This window comes from Sphingomonas sp. RIT328 (genome assembly GCF_000632225.1).
Lineage (GTDB): Bacteria > Pseudomonadota > Alphaproteobacteria > Sphingomonadales > Sphingomonadaceae > Sphingomonas > Sphingomonas kyungheensis.
Window position 1 is genome coordinate 55,899 of record NZ_JFYV01000034.1, and the last position, 17,361, is coordinate 73,259.

Here is a 17,361-nt window from a genome sequence, read left to right on the forward strand (position 1 = left end):
CATGGACGCCGATTATTTCCTCACCGTCGCCAATCAGACGATGTGGGTGCTCGCGCTCGCCAGCGCGCCGATCCTGATCCCGGCGCTGCTCGCCGGGTTGATCCTCGGCATGATCCAGGCGGCGACCTCGATCAACGAACAGACGCTGAGCTTCGTCCCCAAATTGCTGGTCGTCGCCTTCTCGATCATGATCTTCGGCAGCCTGATCCTCGGCCTGCTCACCGATTTCACCGTCGGCATGTTCGAACGCATCCCGGATCTGGTGAAGTAGTCGATGCTCGGCTTCGGCCTCGCCATCGAACCGCAGATCTGGGCGCTGATCTTCGTCATGGTACGGATCGGCGCGGCGTTCATCGTCGCGCCGGTGTTCGGCGCGGTGGCGGTGCCGCTGCCGGTGCGCGTCGGCCTGTCGGGCGCGATCGGCATCTTCGTGCTCAAGGTCCATCCGGTGGTGCCGCCGGCGCAGATCTTTGCGGCGGCGACCTTCCTCGCGATCTTCGCCGAGGCGCTGGTCGGCACCGCGATCGGCTTCATCCTGCAGATCGCCTTCGCCGCGCCGATGATCGCGTCGGAGATCATCGGCGGGTCGATGGGCATCGGCTTCGCCTCGTCGATCGATCCGCAGAACGGCCGCTCGACGCCCGCGCTCGGCCAGTTCTTCACGGTGATGCTGACGCTGCTGTTCCTGTCGGCGGACGGTCATCTCGTCCTCGTCGAGCTGCTGGTGAAAAGCTATGAGACGATGCCGCCGGGCAGCTGGATCGCGCCCGAACGGCTGCGGCAGATCGCCTTCTTCGGCGGCTATGCCTTTCTCGCCGGACTGCTGCTCGCGTTGCCGGTCGGCTTCCTGCTGCTCTGCCTCAACCTGATCGTCGGCATGGTCAGCCGCGCCGCACCCGCGCTCAACCTCTTCTCGGTCGGCCTGCCCGCCAGCCTCGCCGTCGGCGTCGTCGCGCTCGCCGTCGCCTTCCCGGCGATGGGCGATTACATGCTCGTCATCGTCCGCGAAGGGCTCGCCGCGACCCAAGGTCTGGTGATCGGCTGATGTCGGAGGGTGGCGACAAGACGGAAGCCCCGACGGCCAAGCGCAAGCAAAAGGCCGCCGAAGACGGCAACATCCTCAAGTCGAAGGATTTCGCCACCGCATTGGTGGTGATGGCCGGCGTCGCCTGGCTGATCTTCGCCGGCCCGTCGCTGATCGCGGCGTGCAAGGCGGTGATGGCGGCGAGCTTCCAGTTCGACCGGACCGACGTCGAGGATTTCTCGCCGTGGCGGCCGTTGCAGCAGGCGGGATGGAAGCTGCTGCCGTCGCTGATCACCTTGTTCGCGGTCAGCATGGTCGCGACGATCCTCAGCTCGGCCGGGCTCGGTTCGCTGACCTGGAACAACAAGCTGATCGCCTTCAAGGGCAATCGCATCAATCCCGCCTCCGGCCTCAAGCGGATCATCGGCCCGCAAGGATGGATCGAGCTCGGCAAGTCGCTGCTCAAGGTCGTGCTGCTCGGCGCGATCGGCGCCTATATGCTGTGGTCGTCGAGCCGCGCGACGCTCGGCCTCACCTCGTCGAGCCTCGGCGATGCGGTGGCGGAGCTCGGCGGCACCTTCACCGGCATCATGATCGCGATGGCCGGCGGCCTGTTCGCGATCGCGCTGTTCGACGTGCCGGTCCAGATCCTGCAACTGCTCAGCAAGCTGCGCATGACCAAGCAGGAGGTGCGCGACGAGCACAAGGAAACCGAAGGCTCGCCCGAGGCCAAGGGCCATCAGCGGGCGATGCAGCGCGCGCTGGCGAGCGGCGGCGTGCGCAAGGCGGTGGCGGAGGCGCATGTCGTGCTGACCAACCCGACGCATTTCGCGGTCGCGCTGCGCTATGATCGCGGTCAGGACCAGGTGCCGGTGGTCGTCGCCAAGGGCCGCGGCGCGATCGCACTGGCGATCCGCGAGGCGGCGGGTGAGATGCGCGTGCCGGTGCTCGAATATCCGATGCTCGCCCGCGCGGTCTATTACACCAGCCGCGAAGGCCAGGAGGTGCGCGACGACCTCTATGTCGCGATCGCCACCGTCCTCGCCTTCGTCTTCAACGTCAACGCCGCGGCGCGCGGCATCGTCCAGCCGCCGATCGACGTGCCGGAAGGCGCCCGCTTCGACGAACACGGCATCAAGATAACCGGCAACAAAGCCTAAACGTCCGGCGGCGGCGGCCGTTATCAGAGATAAAGCGCGGAGTGCGACGATGACCACCACCACTGCCACCACGACGTCGACCAGCACCGCCACCACCACCGCGACGAGCAGCGCCAGCGTCACCAAGACCGCCGCGCAGCAGGTGCTCACCTCGCTCGACACCGGATCGGGCGTCGACACCGCCTCGCTCGTCACCGCGCTGGTCCAGGCGCAGTTCGCCGCCAAGAACGCCTCGATCACCAGCCGCAACACCGCGCTGACCGCCCAGATCTCGGCCGCGGGCACGCTCAAGAGCACGATCAGCAATTTCGCCACCGCGCTCGGCACGCTCAGCACCGGCGGCACGCTGCAGACGCAGCCGGTCAGCTCCAATGCGACCGCGCTCGGCGTCTCGGCGATCAGCGGCGCCAAGGTCGGCGACCTCAGCACCAGCGTCACCGTCAGCGCGCTCGCCTCGGCGCAGGGCGCGCGGTCCGCCGCGGTCGCCGATCGCACCGCGACGATCGCCACCGGCAAGCTGACGCTCCAGCTCGGCAGCGCCACCTACAACAGCGCCGGCACCGCGATGACCGGCTTCACCGCGGGCAGCGGCGCGGCGGTCTCGATCGACGTCACCGACGGCAGCCTCAACGGCATCGCCAGCGCGATCAACGCCGCCAAGGCCGGCGTCACCGCCAGCATCATCACCGATGCCGACGGCAAGGCGGTGCTGTCGCTCAAGGGCACCACCGGCACCGACCAGGCCTTCACCCTCACCGCAGACGATTCGTCCAGCGCGCTCAGCCAGTTCAACGTCGGCCCGAACAGCGGCATGACGCTGACCGGCACCGCCGCCAATGCGCAGCTGACGGTCGACGGCGTCGCGGTGCAGCGCAGCAGCAACACCATCTCCGACCTGGTCAGCGGCGTGAAGCTCCAGCTCAACGCGGTGACCGGCGGCCCGGTCGCGCTGTCGAGCACGCGGCCGACGAGCGCGGTCGCCCAGGCGGTGGCGGATTTCGTCGACACCTACAATCAGGTCTATGCCAGCGCCAAGGGGCTGACCGATGCGAGCACCGGCGACCTCAAGAGCGACACCGCCGCCAAGACGATGGTGCGCTCGCTCCAGTCGCTGACCACCAAGACGCTGGTGTCCAACCCGGGCACCAACGCACCGACGACGCTGGCGCAGATCGGCGTCTCGACCAATCGCGACGGATCGCTGTCGGTCGATACGGCAACGCTCAACAAGATGATGGCCGCCTATCCGGACGAGGTCGAGGCGATGTTCGCGCCGACGACCGGCAATGCCATCGGCCTGTCGAGCACGCTCAACGGCATCTCGCTCGCCGCGGCGAGTAGCATCACCGGGCTCGGCGCCTCGACCACCCGCTATACCAAGGCGCAGACCGATCTCACCGACGAACAGGCGAAGATCACGACGCTGTCGGATGCGATGTCGACCCGGCTGACCCAGCAATTCTCGACGATGAACAGCAAGGTCGCGGCCTACAAATCGACCCAGACGTTCCTCGAAAACCAGATCAAGGCGTGGAATTCGGACAAGTAAGATGGCGTACGCAACGGCTCTTCGCGGCGATCCCTACGCCACCTATCGCCAGATCGACGTCGTCGGCCGCACCGCCGAGGCGCAGGGGCCCGGCCTCGTCCAGCTCCTGTACGAGGAACTGGTGTCGGCGCTGCGCGCGGCGGCCTGGGCGGTCGAGCATAACCAGCTGCGCACCAAGAGCGAGCGCGTGACGCGCGCCACCGCCATCCTGTTCGCGCTTGAATCCGGCCTCGACTTCGAGCGCGGCGGCGAGGTGTCGACGACGCTGGCGCGGCTCTATGCCGGTATCCGCCAGACGGTGATCGCCGCCTCGGTCGGCTACGATCCCGCGCCGTTCCGCGCCGCCGCCAACAGCCTCAGCGAGATCGCCGAAGCGTGGCGCACCGCGCGCGCGGCGTGAGAACGCGGTTGGTCAACGGTTCGATACGACGTGATTGGTCATGCAACGCCGGATGTCGTCGGCAATCGCCGTCGCCGCCGGGGTCGCGCCGCGGTTGACCAGCACGAATTGCGCAGGGGGCAGTGCCGGCAAACCGTCGACCTCGCGCAGATCGGCTGCCCGGCAGGCCGATCGCGTCATCGGCATGATCCCCAGCCCGGCGGCGACCGCCATCAACAGGCCCTCCCCGCTCGGACTCTGGCAGGCGATCCGCCAGCGTCGGTCGGCCCGCGCCAGCGCCTCGATCGCCGCGGCACGATAGGGGCAGGCGTCGGGATAGACCGCCAGCGACAGGATGGGTTGCGTCGCGTCGACGTGCGCCGCCGCCGCCCAGACGAGCGGTTCCGACCATAACGCCTCGCCGCGCGGGTCGCTGCCGCAGCGGCTGCCGAGCACGACATCGAGTCCGCCCTGATCGACCAGGTCGAGCAGATCCCCCATCAGGCCGATCTGCAACGCGACTTCGACCCCGTCGTGCGACGTGCCGAAACGCCGCAGGCATTCGATCAGCGGCCCCTTCGCCATCCCTTCGCTCGCTCCGACGCGGATTCGGCCGCGCAGGTGGCGGCGGGCGTCGAGACTGAGGCGCGCCTCGGCAGTCAGCGCCAGGATACTGCGCGCATAGCCAGCCAGCTGCCGTCCCGCCGCTGTCGGCACCACCGTCCGCGTCGTCCGGTCGAACAGCCGATGGCCGACATCCGCTTCCAGTCTCCGCAAATGGGCACTCACCGCGGATTGGGTCAGGTGCAATGTCGCAGCGGCCTGCGTGAAGCTGCCGGTATCGGTGACGGTGAGGAAGCTTCGGAGGAGGACCGGATCGAGCATCGATCGATCATAAACCGCACTGAATGGCGCTAGCAATCGTCGTTAGTTTGCTGAATGCCGGCCATGCATAGCGTCCGGCATTCCGATACCGGATGAGGTGCAGCATGCCCGCTCCCGCCAATGCCGCCCACGCCCCCGTCATCCGATCAGGGGGATGGCGATTGACCGGCATCGTCACAGCAGTCGTCCTCGCGTCAGCCTTGGTCCTGATCGTCGGGATCGGCGGCAGCATGGGCGCGCGCTCCGCCCTCCGCATGACCGCGCGTGCCTCGCTCGTCCTGTTCCTCAGCGCCTTCACCGCATCGGCGCTCCATCGCCTTCGGCCCATGTCGCTATCGCGCTGGCTGATGCGGAACCGTCGCTACCTGGGCGTTGCCTTCGCCGGATCGCACCTCGTCCATGCGCTGGCGATCGGGGCCTCTATCCGGGCCGATGCCGATGCGTTCTACGCTTCGCAGCAGCCGTCGGGCTATATGCTCAACGGCATCGGCTATGCCTTCATCCTCGCCATGGCGGCTACGTCGTTCCGCGCCTCGGCGCGCATGATCGGGACGACTGTGTGGCGGTGGCTGCACTGGGTCGGCGGCTATTACATCTGGTTCGCCTTCGCCAAATCCTATGTCCCCCGCGCCCTCCACGATGGCTTTTACCTACCCTTCGCCGCGGCGCTGTGTCTCGCCTTGGCCTTGCGCCTGTCTGCGGCGATCCGGACGGCACGCCCCTATTTCTGGAACCAGTGGCGGTGCGCGAAATAGCCGAGCACCGTCGCGGCGATCGCGGCGCAAAGCCCCATGATCGCATCGAACGCCCAGGGCTCCTGCGCGTAGGGCAGGTCGGCGACGTTCATGCCGTAGACGCCGGTGATGAAGGTCAGCGGCAGGAAGATCATTGCGATGATCGAGATGATCAGCGAGCGGCTGTCGATCTGTTCGCTGCGCAGGTCGGTGAGCGCCTCGTGCATCAGCGAGGCGCGCTCGCGGATCGATTCCACCTCCTCGGTCATCCGCGCCGCGCGATCGGCGGCGGCGGCGAGGTGGCGACGATCGTCCTCGGCGAGCCACGCGCCGGGCAGCGCCGCCAGCTTTTCGAGCGCGGCGCGCTGCGGGCTGAGGAAGCGGCGGTAGCCGATCGCGGTGACGCGCACCCGCGTCACCACCCGGCGCAGGTCGAAGACGCGATTGGCGTCGAGCCGCTCCTCGCAATCGTCGAGCTCGTCGCCGAGGTCGGCGACATGCGGATCGAGGTCGGTGGTGATCGCGGTCGCCACCGCGGCGATGAAGTCGCCGGGGTCGACGATCGTGCCAGCCGCGATCTGCGTCTCGACGTCGGCGATGCCGATCAGCGGCCGCCGCGTCACCGAATAGACGCGCCCCTTGATCGCCCAGATCCGCACGGAGGCGAGCGGATCGCCGCTCGCCATCTCCTCCGACGACCGGCCGCGCAGGTTGAGCAGCGCGCCATCGGCAAAGGCTTCGCAGCGCGGCCGCGTCTCCGAAGCGGTGAGCGCGTCGACGACGTAATCATCGAGTTTGGCGGCATCGCGCAGCCAGGCCTGCGCCTCCGCCTCGTTGCTGGTGAGATGCACCCAGACGAAATCGGCGGTGCAGGCGAGCGCCTCCTTGACCGCGACGCGCTCGACCGCGCCGCCGGTCACGCGATAGCCGAATCCGCTCATGCCATCACCAATTCGACGGTCAGCCCCTCGCCCGCCGCCGCCGCGGGCCAGGCCTCGCGCGCCGCATCGGCACGGGCGCGGTCGAGGATCGCGGCGGGCACGCCGGGATGGTGGATGACGCGATCGGCATTGGCGAGCGCACGCGCCTGCCGCAACGTCAGATCGTCGGGATCGGGCGAGCCGAGCGTGATGCGGACATGGCCGCGGCCGCGCGGCTGGTCCGCGGCGAGCCAGCCGTCGACATCGACGTCCGCGACAGCGCCGAGCGGATCGAGCGGGCCACCCGCCGCCATCGCCGCGCCGAGCGCGCGTCGCCGCTCGCCGCCATCGGGGTAGCGCGCGCGCAACGCCGGCCGCGCCGCATGCAGCCGGGTGGCGAGCGCGCCGAGCCCGGCGGGCAGCCATGCCTCGAGCCGCTGGCGCAGCGCCGCCGCCAGCCCCGCCGACACGCCGCCGGTGCCGATCGCGACGAGGACCGGATCGCGATCGACGATCGCGGGCGTGGTGAAATCGCACAATTCGGGCCGGTCGACCGCGTTGACGAGGATGCCGCGCGCCCTGAGCCGCCCGACCGCCGCCACCGCCGCATCCTCCTCCTCGATCGCGACCACCGCCAGCGCCGCATCGACCTCCTCGCCGACGATCACCGCGCCGGCGCGGTCGAGCAGCCGCCGCTTGGCCTCGGCCGGCTCGCCGGTGCCGAGCAGGATCACCGGACGGCCCGCCAGCCGCACGAACAGCGGCAGGCTGTGCAGCGTCACGCCGGATCGCGTCCCGGCATCAGCCAGTCGGGGACGCGCTCGGCGGCGAGGATCGTCTCCGCGGCGATCCGGTCGGCGACCACCGCGAACCGGTTGCCGTCGACCAGCACCTCGGGCACCAGCGCGCGGCTGTTGTAGGTCGACGCCATCGTCGCGCCATAGGCGCCCGCTGTGCGGAACACTGCAAGGTCGCCGCTCACCACCGCATCGATGTCGCGCCCCATCGCGAAGGTATCGCCGCTCTCGCAGACCGGCCCGGCGATATTGGCCGTCATCCGCTCGCCGCTCGGCGCGACCGCGTCGAAATCGTGCCAGGCATCGTAAAGCGCGGGGCGGGCGAGGTCGTTCATCGCCGCATCGACGATGACATAGGGATTGGTGACGCCCGGCTTGACCCAGATCACCTCGGTGAGCAGCACGCCGGCATTGCCGGCGATGACCCGGCCGGGCTCGAACATCAGCTCGACGTCCCAGCCTTCCGTCACCCGCGCGACCATCGCGCCGTAATCGGCCGGGCTCGGCAGCGTGTCGCCGGCCTTGTACGGCACGCCGAGCCCGCCGCCGAGATCGACATGGGTGATGCGATGCCCCGCCGCGCGCAGCTCGGCGACGAGCACGCCGATGCGGCGATAGGCTTCCTCGAGCCGCGACAGATCGGCGAGCTGGCTGCCGATGTGGCAGGCGACACCGCGCAGATCGAGCCCGTCGAGCGGCGCGAGCCGTGCGAACATCGCCGCCGCCTGGTCGATCGGCACGCCGAACTTGTTCTCGGCGCGCCCGGTCGAGATCTTGGCATGCGTGCCGGCGTCGACATCGGGATTGACGCGCAGCACCGCCGGCGCGCGCTTGCCCTTGGCATGGGCGAGCCGCGCGAGGACGACGCCTTCCTCCTCCAGCTCGAGGTTGAACTGGCCGATGCCCTCGTCGAGCCCGCGCGACAGCTCGGCCCGGGTCTTGCCGACGCCCGAGAAGACGATGTCCGCCGCCGGTATGCCGGCGGCCAGCGCGCGCGCCATCTCGCCGCCCGACACGACGTCGGCGCCATAGCCTTCCTCGGCGAGCAGGCGCAGCACCGCGACATTGGGATTGGCCTTGATCGCATACGCCAGGTGGATGCGGCCGAGCGGCTTCAGCCCCTCGCGAAACACCTGCGCGTGGCGGCGGAAGGTCGCGGTGGAATAGACATAGACCGGCGTCCCCACCTCATCGGCGATACGGGTCAGCGGCACGTCCTCGCAGTGCAGGATGCCGTCGCGGTGGTCGAAATGGTTCATCGGGCGTGGATCGATTCGAATGTTAGTTGGGCGGCAGATCGAAATCGTCGGCGCGCCGCTGTTCGGAATTGCGCAGCAGCTCGTCGCTGCGCTGCGGTCGCTGCTGCGTCGTCGGCGTGATCAGCTGCGCCGGCGTCGGCGTCGCCTTGGCGCCGTAAGGCGCGACCGGCAGCGGCCGGCCCGGCGCGGGCTGCAATTCCTTGGCGGCGCCGCAGCCGGCGAGCACCAGCAGCAGCGAGACGACGGGGACGAAGGCGATCGGACGTTTCATCGCAGACTCTCCCGCGCCGCGGCGATCGCGGCGCGCACATTGGCGGGCGCGGTGCCGCCGAAGCTCGTCCGGCTGGCGACCGAGGCATCGACCGACAGCACGTCGTACAGGCTCTGGTTGACGCGGGGATCGATCGCCTCGAACTCGGCATAGGGCAGTTCGTCGAGCCGCACGCCCAGCTCCTCGGCGCGCTTGACCGCGCGGCCGGTGACGTGATGCGCCTCGCGGAACGGCAGCCCCGCCTCGCGCACCAGCCAGTCGGCGAAATCGGTCGCGGTCGCGAAGCCGCTCTCGGCGAGGCCGCGCATCCGGTCGGTGCGGAAGGTCGCGCTGGCGATCATCCCGGTCATCGCCGCGATCGACAGGCCGAGCAGGTCATGGCATTCGAACACCGGCGGCTTGTCGTCCTGCATGTCCTTCGAATAGGCGAGCGGCAGGCCCTTCATCGTCACCATCAGGCTGGTCATGCAGCCCATGATCCGCCCGGCATGGCCGCGCACCAGCTCGGCGGCATCGGGATTGCGCTTCTGCGGCATGATCGAGCTGCCCGTCGACCATTGATCCGAGAGGGCGACGAAGCCGAACGGCTGCGACGCCCACAGCACGAATTCCTCGGCGAGCCGCGACAGATGCAGCGCGGTCTGTGTCGCCGCGGTGAGATAGTCGAGCGCGAAGTCGCGGTCGCTCACCGCATCGAGGCTGTTGCGCGTCGGCCCGTCGAAGCCGAGCGCGGCGGCGGTCATCGCGCGGTCGAGCGGAAAGCTCGTCCCCGCGAGCGCCGCCGAGCCGAGCGGGCAGAGGTTCATCCGCGCGCGGGCATCGCGGAAGCGCGACACGTCGCGCGCGATCATCTCGACATAGGCCATCAGATGATGGCCCAGCGTCACCGGCTGCGCGGATTGCAGATGGGTGAAGCCCGGCATCACCGCATCGGCATGCACCTCGGCGCGGGTCAGCAAGGCGTCGGTCAGCGCGGCGAGCGCGCCGAGCACCTGATCGATCGCGTCGCGCACCCACAGGCGGAAATCGGTCGCGACCTGATCGTTGCGCGAGCGTGCGGTGTGCAGCCGCCCGGCGACCGGGCCGATCAGCGCGGCGAGCTTCGCCTCGGTCTGCATATGGATGTCTTCGAGCGCGAGATCCTCGGCAACGCCGTTCGCCTCGTAATCCGCGGCGACCGCGTCCAGCCCGGCGTCGATCGCCGCGGCATCCTCGGCCGCGACGATGCCCTGCTGCGCGAGCATCGCGACATGCGCCTTCGATCCGGCGATATCCTGTCGCCACATCCGCTTGTCGAACGGGATTGACGCGTTAATCTCCCGCATCACCGCGGCGGGCCCTTCGGCGAACCTGCCGCCCCACATCGAATTGGAACCGCTCATGCTCCCGGCCTCTTCCACGCGCGTCGCGATCGTCTGTCTCCTGGCGCTCACCGCCGCGGGCTGCGATAGGCAAAGCACGTCCTCCGGGCAAGCGAACGCGCAAGCCGATGCGACCACCGTATCGCCCGACGAGGCGACCGGCACCAGTTCCGGCGCGGCAATCGGCCTCGATCGCAGCCACAAGGGCACCGCGGCGCCGACCACCCCCTTCACCGATGCCGCGGGCAAGCCGGTGACGCTCGCCGCCTTCCGCGGCCAGCCGGTGCTGGTCAATCTGTGGGCGACCTGGTGCGGCCCCTGCGTCGCCGAGCTGCCGACGCTCGAGGCGCTGGCGAAGAGCGGCCATATCCGCATCGCCGCGATCAGCCAGGACAGCGCCGCCGGCGCCGACGTTCCCGCCTTCCTCAAGGCGCATGGCGCACCGACGCTCGTCCCCTATCACGACAAGGCGATGGCGCTGGCGACGGGCTGGGGCGCGACGCTGCCGACGACGGTGCTGTTCGACGCTGCGGGCAAGGAGGTGTGGCGCTGGAACGGCGGCAACGACTGGAACAGCGCCGCGGCGGCCAAGCTGATCGCCGAGGCGGGGTGAGCCTGATTCGCGGGATGGTGATTGCGTGGGCAGGCGGGCGTGCCCTCGAATGCAATCCGGCCGGGGAAGGTTGAGGCTCGCTGCCCGCCATCACGTCCGGGCTGGAAAGGCGCGGCTCTGCAGGTGATGTCTCCCTGGGGAGGGGTGCGCTTCGCCACGCTCAGCGCGAACGGCAATTATATCGGGATCGGCCATCCCCCCGCCGTTAGTCCTGAGCTCGTCGAAGGGCGGGGTTCCGCAGGTTGACTTGCGAGGGACCCACTCGGCGACCCGATATGCGCTTCCAACGCGATCAGCTGAGGGTGACCGTCTCCAGTTTCACCACCCGCGCGATCTGCGGCAGGATCTCCCGCACCGCAAAGTCGTGCAGCTCGGCCGAGCGCGACGTGCTCGCATCCTCGACGACGACCACGTCATAGGACAATTCCCACGCGACGCGCGCCGTCGACTCGACGCCGAAATTCGTCGCGATGCCGGCGATCACCACCGTCTTCACGCCGCGGCGGCGCAGCAGCAGATCAAGGTCGGTGCCGGTAAAGGCACCCCAATGATGCTTGAGCACGACGAGGTCGCCGTCCTGCCGCAGCCCGTCGACCAAGGCGCTGAACGCCGGCGGCGTCCCCTCGGCCGGCAGGCGGGGCTGGTCGACATTGAGGCTCGGCATCGTCTCGGGCGTGACGCCGACGTGGACGAGCACCACCGGCGCGCCCGCCTTGCGGAACCGCGCGGCGAGCGTCTTGCCCGCGGCGACGACGGCGTCGGCGCTGTGCGGCCCCTTGTCGCCGGCAACGATGCCGTCTTGCAGGTCGATGAGGATCAGGGCGGTGGAGCGGGGATCGAAGGTCGGCATGTCGCGCTCAACCGGCCGCGCCCGCCGCGGTTCCCGGCGAGTCGCAGGGCGAGAGGGCGCGCGGCACCCAGATCGCCGAATCGTCGTCGCCATAGGCCTCCGCCTGCCCGTCGAGCGCAGTGACGCCGACCCAGGCGCAGACGATCGCGTCGAGCATGTCCTCATGCGCCTTGGCGTCGATGCCCGAAGGGCGGTCGGCAAGCGGCGGCAGGCGGTCGGCAAGCCCGTCGAACCGCGTCGCGAGCAGCGCCGCGATCCGCCGCCATTCGGCGTGGAGCAACCCGCGCCGCACCGCGAGCGGTTCGCCCGGCCAGTATTTGGCGCTGTTGCCCGCCTTGTACGGCAGGCGCCGCGCGCCACCGGCGAGCCGCACGAGCGCCGGATGCGGATAGACCTCGATCAGGCCGCCCGCCGGCGCATCCTGCATCCGCAGCGGATATCCCGCCGCAGCGAAGCCGGCCCGCAGCCTGTCGCTCAACGCGCCCGGCCGTTCCGCGCTCGGCGAATGGGTCGCGCAATGCCAGGCGCCGAACGCCCGCGCGATCGCGTTATCCGACGGCCTTCGCGCGGTGATCGGCGTCAGCGCCAGCGGCATGTCGATCGCGACCAGTCCGACCGGCGCTCCCGCCAGCCGCTGCGCCGCATCGAGCAGCGCCGGCACGTCGGGCACCGCCCCGGTCGGGGCGCCGTCCAGCGTCTCGCCATGCGCCAGCGCCAGGAAATGCGCATAGGACGGCGCCACCGCCCGCAACGTCCACCGCCCCGCCTGCCGCACGGCGAGCGCGACGCCGCTCGGCCGCGTCGCCGTCCACGCCGCGTCGATGCCGAGCACGACATCCATGATCACAGGAGATGGGAAACCGCCGGAACGGCGAAAACTGGATGCCCGACAAGGATTCGAACCTTGATTGACGGAGTCAGAGTCCGCTCTCTTACCATTAGAGGATCGGGCAATCGCAGGCGGCGCGTTTAGGGCGGGGGTGGAGGGCTGTCAACGGCTATCGCGCCTCGACTTGTCGCAAGGCCTTTGCCGCGCTACCTAGGGGGCAAGCACCGAGCGGGTATCGTCCCGCGACGGCAGTATAAAATAGAAAGTCACCACGGCTATGGGGGATCGATCCGCCCGAATGCCGTACCGGCAGGACACCCCTGCCCGTCCGGCGCCGAGCCGGCCGCCCCGCGGCCGCTGGTCCGATGCGCAGGCCTTCGCCGCGCTGGATCTCGGCACCAACAATTGCCGCCTGCTCATCGCGCGCCCGCAGGGCGACGGGTTCGCGGTGGTCGACGCCTTCTCGCGTATCGTCCGCCTCGGCGAGGGACTCGCCGCGACCGGGCGGCTCAGCGATACCGCGATCGAGCGGACGATCGCCGCGCTGCGCGTCTGCGCCGACAAATTGAAGCGCCGCAACGTCACGCTGGCGCGTTCGGTAGCGACCGAGGCGTGCCGTCGCGCTGCCAATGGTACCGACTTCATCGCGCGGGCCTATGCGGAGACCGGCATCCACCTCGACATCATCTCGGCCGAGGAAGAGGCGCGGCTCGCGGTGCTCGGCTGCCATGCGCTGATCGAGCCGGGCGACGACCCGGCGCTGATCTTCGACATCGGCGGCGGCTCGACCGAACTCGTGCTGATCGACACCAAGCCGGGCGAGATGCCGCGCGTGCTTGACTGGCATTCGGCGCCATGGGGCGTGGTGTCGCTCACCGAACATGCCGGCGGCGGCGACGGCGAGCCGGGCCGCCTCGCCGCTTACGTGCGGATGCGCGAGATCGTCGCGGACAGCGTCGCCGATTTCGCCCGCCGCCTGCCGCGCGACGTCGCGCGGCCGCGGCTGCTCGGCACCAGCGGCACGGTGACGACGCTCGGCAGCGTCCACCTCGGCCTCAGCCATTATGATCGCGCGCAGGTCGACGGGCTGATCGTGCCGGCGGAGGCGATGCGGCGGATCAGCACCGACCTGTCGCGCAAATCGGTGCGCGAACGCGCGCAGCTCGCCTGTATCGGGTCGGAACGCGCGGATCTCGTCGTCGCCGGCTGCGCGATCCTCGAGACGATCCTCGATCTCTGGCCGGCCGAGCGGCTCGGCATCGCCGATCGCGGCATCCGCGAAGGCATTTTGCGACGTTTGATGGGAAGCCCCAGACCATGACGAGGATCAGGCGATGAGCCGGGATGGCGGCGGCCTGCGCACACGGGTCAAGACGGCGCGCGGCCGCACCGCGCAATCGACGCGCTGGCTCGAACGCCAGCTCAACGACCCCTATGTCAAACGGGCCAAGGCGGAAGGCTATCGCAGCCGCGCTGCCTACAAGCTGATCGAGCTCGACGAACGGTTCGGCATCATCCGCGGGTCGAAGCGGGTCGTCGACCTCGGCATCGCGCCGGGCGGCTGGAGCCAGGTGATCCGCCGGCGGCTGCCCAAGGCGGCGGTGGTCGGCATCGACCTGCTGCCCGTCGACCCGATCGACGGCGTGACGATCTTCGAGATGGACTTCATGGACGATGCCGCGCCGGGCAGACTGATCGAAGCGCTCGGCGGCGCACCCGATCTGGTGCTGTCGGACATGGCGGCCAACACCGTCGGTCATCCGCAGACCGACGCGCTGCGCACGATGGCGCTGGTCGAGACCGCGCTCGCCTTCGCGGTCGAGGTGCTGGAGAAGGGCGGGACCTTCGTCTCGAAGGTCTTCGCCGGCGGCGCCGACCAGCAATTGGTAGCCGAGATGAAGCGCAACTTCGCCACCGTGAAGCACGCCAAGCCGCCGTCGAGCCGCAAGGGCTCGGTCGAGTGGTTCGTCGTCGCGCAGGGGTTCAAGGGCAGGGATCGGCCAGCGGATCAGCCTCGCTGATCCGCGTCGCGGGCCGATCCCCGGCCAGCGTCGCGGCACGCGACGAATGACGGCGCGGCTTTGCCGCGGCGGGATCGGGACGCCACGCCGCGTCCGCACCTCACGCCGCTTCCTCTGTCGTCATTCCCGCGCGGGCGAGGTTTCAGACGCGCACGTTCCGGCCCGAGCCGGAGCGTGTAAAATCCGCGCCTGCGCGAGACCTCTGCGGAACGTCCTTCGTCATGACGGACCTGTTCCGGCATCCACTGCCCCGCAAGAGCTTAAGCTTTTGATTTTGCTGCACTGTGGACCACGGACCAAGTCCGGGGTGACCGCGCCTTTTGGGCGGGGCCGAGGCTTTCGCGGAGGCTCCGCCTGCGCGGGGATGACAATGGGGTGAGGCAGCCACCCTCTCTTCAGAGAACCAACCACAACCGCGCCCAAACGCAAACGACGCGGCAAGGCCGCGTCGTCCGTCATATTATGCCGGCAATCGGGTCGTGACGCGGGTCAGACAAGCCAATCCGCCGACCGATTGATCAGCCGTCGTAGTCGGCGCCGAGATTCTGGTTGCGCGGCGGCGCAGCGGCGGTCAGGCGCAGCGCTTCGGCGGAGGCCGTGAGCGAGCCGACCGCATCGACCTCGTCATCGTCGTCGATCTGGACGCGCTGCAGGCTGTTGACCACCGCCTCTTCGAGCGAATCGGGGCGGACCATCTCGTCGGCGATCTCGCGCAGCGCGACGACCGGATTCTTGTCGCGATCGCGGTCGAGCAGCAGCTCGGCGCCGCCCGAAATCTGCCGCGCGCGCTGCGCCGCGAACAGCACGAGGTCGAAGCGGTTGGGGATCTTGTCGACGCAATCCTCGACAGTGACGCGCGCCATGGACGCTTTCCTTCGCAAATACCGATGCAGTGAAGGGAGACGACTAGGCCGCCGCGCGTGCCAAGTCAAGAAATGCGCTCACCCGCGCTTGTGCGACGCCCGCGAGCCGGCCACAGACGGGTGATGGCCGATCCCGCTCCCCAGCCGACGTTCACCGTCGACGGCAACCGGCTGACGCTGCTCGACACCGGCCCGCGCCGGCTCGACGCGCTGCTCGCGCTGATCGACGGCGCCCGGCACGACCTGCGCATTCTCTACTACATCTATGCCGACGACGCGACCGGACGGCGCGTCAATGCCGCACTGGTCGCCGCGGCGGAGCGCGGCGTCGCCACCGCGCTGATCGTCGACGGCTTCGGCAGCGAAGGGCATGACGCCTTCTATGCGCCGCTGCGCGCGGCGGGGATCTCCGTGTGCCGCTTCTCGCCGCGCTTCGGGCGACGCTACCTGCTGCGCAACCATCAGAAGCTCGCGCTCGCCGACGCAAGCACCGCGGCGCAGCGGATCATCGTCGGCGGCTTCAACGTCGAGGACGATTATTTCGGCACCCCCGCCGACGCGGCATGGCGCGACCTCGGCCTGCTCGTCGAGGGGCCGGCGGCGGGGCGGCTCGCCGGCTATTTCGACGCACTGCACGACTGGACCCGGCAGCCCAAGGGCAAGATCCGCCGGCTCAACGCCGCCCTGTCGCGCTGGAGCGAGACGCGCGGGGCGACGCGCTGGCTGATCGGCGGGCCGACGCGGCGGCTGTCGCCCTGGGCGCGGGCGGTGCGCGACGACCTGCGCCGCGGCAAGCGGATCGACATCATCGCTGCCTATTTCACCCCCTCGCCCACCATCCTGCGCCGGCTCGACAAGGCGGGGCGGCGCAAGGCGAAGGTGCGCATCGTCACCGCCGCCAAGTCGGACAACAATGCGACGATCGCCGCCGCACGCTTCACCTATGCCGGCCTGCTGCGCCGGGGCGTGCAAGTGTTCGAATATCAGCCGACCAAGCTGCACACCAAATTATACGTGATCGACGATGCGGTGCACGTCGGCTCGGCCAATTTCGACATGCGCAGCCTGTTCATCAACATGGAGCTGATGTTCCGGGTCGAGGATCGCGCCTTTGCCGATCACGTCCGCGGCTATGTCGACGGTGAGATCGCCCGGTCGCAACCGATCACGCCAAGCTGGTATCGCGCGCATACCGGGCCGATCCAGCGCATCCGCCAGTTCTTCGCCTATCTGCTGATCGCGGTGGTCGATCCCGGCCTGTCGCGCGGGCTCAACTTCGGGATCGACGACTGAGCGCGAACCTCAGCGTCCCAGCGCGTTGACGTCGGCGCGGGCGGATTCGGGGATCAGCGCCTCGAGCACCGACCAATAGCCGGCCACCGCCTCCTGCCCCGCGCAGGAATAGGCCGACGCCATCCGCTCGCGCTGCTCTTCGTACAGCGCGAGTTCGAGCGCCGCGCCGCTGTCGGTGAGGCGGAGCAGGCGGTGGCGGCGATCGAGGTCGCCGTGCCGCATCTGGACGAGATCGCGGTCGACCAGATCCTTCATCACCCGCCCGAGCGATTGCTTGGTGACGCCGAGCAGGTTGAGCAGCTCGCCGACGGTGATGTCGGGCTTGCGGCCGATGAAGTACATGGCGCGATGGTGCGCGCGCCCCAGGCCGATCTCCGCCAGCTTCTCGTCGGCGCTGCGGACGAAGCGCGACTGGGCGAAGATCATCAATTCCATGCCCCGCCGAATCGCGGCATCATGCAGAAACAGCGCAGACGAGAGCTTGGGTGCGTCCATAACGGACGGGCTATCTTAACCTGCGATGAAAGGAAAGCCGATTCGTACCCGCCAGCGA

At 69.3% G+C, this 17,361-nt stretch carries 20 protein-coding genes and 1 tRNA gene; 10 read left to right on the plus strand and 11 right to left on the minus strand.

What is annotated here, in order from left to right:
* Window position 1 precedes the first annotated feature (1 nt).
* Genes fliQ through fliS form a run of 5 tightly spaced genes read left to right on the plus strand, consistent with a single transcriptional unit; the run spans window position 2 to window position 4,133 of the window.
* Complete coding sequence (fliQ, locus tag BW41_RS14230) at window positions 2–271, plus strand: flagellar biosynthesis protein FliQ (RefSeq protein ID WP_037535176.1); 270 nt, start codon at window positions 2–4, stop codon at window positions 269–271.
* Between the two features lie 3 nt (window positions 272–274).
* On the plus strand, window positions 275–1,045 hold the full coding sequence (gene fliR, locus BW41_RS14235; RefSeq protein WP_037535177.1) for a flagellar biosynthetic protein FliR: 771 nt from the start codon (window positions 275–277) through the stop codon (window positions 1,043–1,045).
* On the plus strand, window positions 1,045–2,184 hold the full coding sequence (locus tag BW41_RS14240; protein WP_037535178.1) for an EscU/YscU/HrcU family type III secretion system export apparatus switch protein: 1,140 nt from the start codon (window positions 1,045–1,047) through the stop codon (window positions 2,182–2,184). The genes fliR and BW41_RS14240 overlap by 1 nt, the downstream gene beginning before the upstream one ends.
* Before the next feature lie 49 nt (window positions 2,185–2,233).
* Window positions 2,234–3,733: a flagellar filament capping protein FliD gene (fliD, locus tag BW41_RS14245; RefSeq protein ID WP_037535179.1), complete on the plus strand. Its 1,500-nt coding sequence runs from the start codon at window positions 2,234–2,236 to the stop codon at window positions 3,731–3,733.
* A 1-nt stretch (window position 3,734) separates the two neighbouring features.
* Window positions 3,735–4,133: a flagellar export chaperone FliS gene (gene fliS / locus BW41_RS14250; protein WP_037535180.1), complete on the plus strand. Its 399-nt coding sequence runs from the start codon at window positions 3,735–3,737 to the stop codon at window positions 4,131–4,133.
* A gap of 12 nt (window positions 4,134–4,145) precedes the next feature.
* Here the strand turns inward: fliS and BW41_RS14255 are convergent, their stop codons facing one another.
* On the minus strand, window positions 4,146–4,997 hold the full coding sequence (locus BW41_RS14255; RefSeq protein WP_037535181.1) for a LysR family transcriptional regulator: 852 nt from the start codon (window positions 4,995–4,997) through the stop codon (window positions 4,146–4,148).
* A 104-nt stretch (window positions 4,998–5,101) separates the two neighbouring features.
* Here BW41_RS14255 and BW41_RS14260 point away from each other — a divergent pair, with 104 nt between their 5' ends.
* A complete protein-coding gene (locus BW41_RS14260) occupies window positions 5,102–5,752 on the plus strand; it encodes a hypothetical protein (protein WP_152542324.1) in 651 nt (216 codons plus the stop codon).
* Here BW41_RS14260 and BW41_RS14265 read toward each other — a convergent pair.
* Genes BW41_RS14265 through argH form a run of 5 tightly spaced genes read right to left on the minus strand, consistent with a single transcriptional unit; the run spans window position 5,719 to window position 10,342 of the window.
* Window positions 5,719–6,672: a CorA family divalent cation transporter gene (locus BW41_RS14265; RefSeq protein ID WP_037535182.1), complete on the minus strand. Its 954-nt coding sequence runs from the start codon at window positions 6,670–6,672 to the stop codon at window positions 5,719–5,721. The two genes, BW41_RS14260 and BW41_RS14265, sit on opposite strands and share 34 nt — an antisense overlap.
* Window positions 6,669–7,433, minus strand: a complete 765-nt coding sequence (locus BW41_RS14270) for a precorrin-2 dehydrogenase/sirohydrochlorin ferrochelatase family protein (RefSeq protein ID WP_037535183.1) — start codon at window positions 7,431–7,433, stop codon at window positions 6,669–6,671. The genes BW41_RS14265 and BW41_RS14270 overlap by 4 nt, the downstream gene beginning before the upstream one ends.
* A complete protein-coding gene (gene lysA, locus BW41_RS14275) occupies window positions 7,430–8,707 on the minus strand; it encodes a diaminopimelate decarboxylase (protein WP_037535184.1) in 1,278 nt (425 codons plus the stop codon). Before lysA ends, BW41_RS14270 begins: the two co-directional genes overlap by 4 nt.
* A 22-nt stretch (window positions 8,708–8,729) precedes the next feature.
* On the minus strand, window positions 8,730–8,978 hold the full coding sequence (locus tag BW41_RS14280; RefSeq protein WP_037535185.1) for a hypothetical protein: 249 nt from the start codon (window positions 8,976–8,978) through the stop codon (window positions 8,730–8,732).
* Window positions 8,975–10,342: an argininosuccinate lyase gene (argH, locus tag BW41_RS14285; RefSeq protein ID WP_081793126.1), complete on the minus strand. Its 1,368-nt coding sequence runs from the start codon at window positions 10,340–10,342 to the stop codon at window positions 8,975–8,977. The genes BW41_RS14280 and argH overlap by 4 nt, the downstream gene beginning before the upstream one ends.
* A 16-nt stretch (window positions 10,343–10,358) precedes the next feature.
* On the opposite strand from argH, the gene BW41_RS14290 reads away from it, so the two are divergent.
* On the plus strand, window positions 10,359–10,952 hold the full coding sequence (locus BW41_RS14290; RefSeq protein ID WP_037535186.1) for a TlpA family protein disulfide reductase: 594 nt from the start codon (window positions 10,359–10,361) through the stop codon (window positions 10,950–10,952).
* 292 nt (window positions 10,953–11,244) lie between these two features.
* Here BW41_RS14290 and BW41_RS14295 read toward each other — a convergent pair whose 3' ends face one another.
* The 3 genes from BW41_RS14295 to BW41_RS14305 form a co-directional block, all read right to left on the minus strand.
* On the minus strand, window positions 11,245–11,802 hold the full coding sequence (locus BW41_RS14295; RefSeq protein ID WP_037535187.1) for an isochorismatase family protein: 558 nt from the start codon (window positions 11,800–11,802) through the stop codon (window positions 11,245–11,247).
* Between the two features lie 7 nt (window positions 11,803–11,809).
* The gene (locus BW41_RS14300; protein WP_235199778.1) at window positions 11,810–12,634 is read right to left on the minus strand and encodes a DUF429 domain-containing protein; all 825 of its coding nucleotides are present in this window, start codon (window positions 12,632–12,634) and stop codon (window positions 11,810–11,812) included.
* 47 nt (window positions 12,635–12,681) lie between these two features.
* Window positions 12,682–12,755, minus strand: a tRNA-Gln gene (locus tag BW41_RS14305).
* 174 nt (window positions 12,756–12,929) lie between these two features.
* Here BW41_RS14305 and BW41_RS14310 point away from each other — a divergent pair.
* Both BW41_RS14310 and BW41_RS14315 read left to right on the plus strand, forming a co-directional pair.
* Complete coding sequence (locus BW41_RS14310; protein ID WP_037535188.1) at window positions 12,930–13,952, plus strand: Ppx/GppA phosphatase family protein; 1,023 nt, start codon at window positions 12,930–12,932, stop codon at window positions 13,950–13,952.
* A gap of 13 nt (window positions 13,953–13,965) precedes the next feature.
* On the plus strand, window positions 13,966–14,652 hold the full coding sequence (locus tag BW41_RS14315) for an RlmE family RNA methyltransferase (protein WP_037535189.1): 687 nt from the start codon (window positions 13,966–13,968) through the stop codon (window positions 14,650–14,652).
* Between the two features lie 518 nt (window positions 14,653–15,170).
* On the opposite strand, the gene rpoZ is transcribed toward BW41_RS14315, so the two are convergent.
* A complete protein-coding gene (gene rpoZ / locus BW41_RS14320; RefSeq protein ID WP_037535190.1) occupies window positions 15,171–15,515 on the minus strand; it encodes a DNA-directed RNA polymerase subunit omega in 345 nt (114 codons plus the stop codon).
* A 123-nt stretch (window positions 15,516–15,638) separates the two neighbouring features.
* On the opposite strand from rpoZ, the gene BW41_RS14325 reads away from it, so the two are divergent.
* On the plus strand, window positions 15,639–16,808 hold the full coding sequence (locus BW41_RS14325) for a phospholipase D-like domain-containing protein (protein ID WP_037535191.1): 1,170 nt from the start codon (window positions 15,639–15,641) through the stop codon (window positions 16,806–16,808).
* Window positions 16,809–16,817: 9 nt separating this feature from the next.
* Here BW41_RS14325 and BW41_RS14330 read toward each other — a convergent pair whose 3' ends face one another.
* Complete coding sequence (locus tag BW41_RS14330; RefSeq protein ID WP_037535192.1) at window positions 16,818–17,303, minus strand: MarR family winged helix-turn-helix transcriptional regulator; 486 nt, start codon at window positions 17,301–17,303, stop codon at window positions 16,818–16,820.
* Window positions 17,304–17,361: the final 58 nt, after the last annotated feature.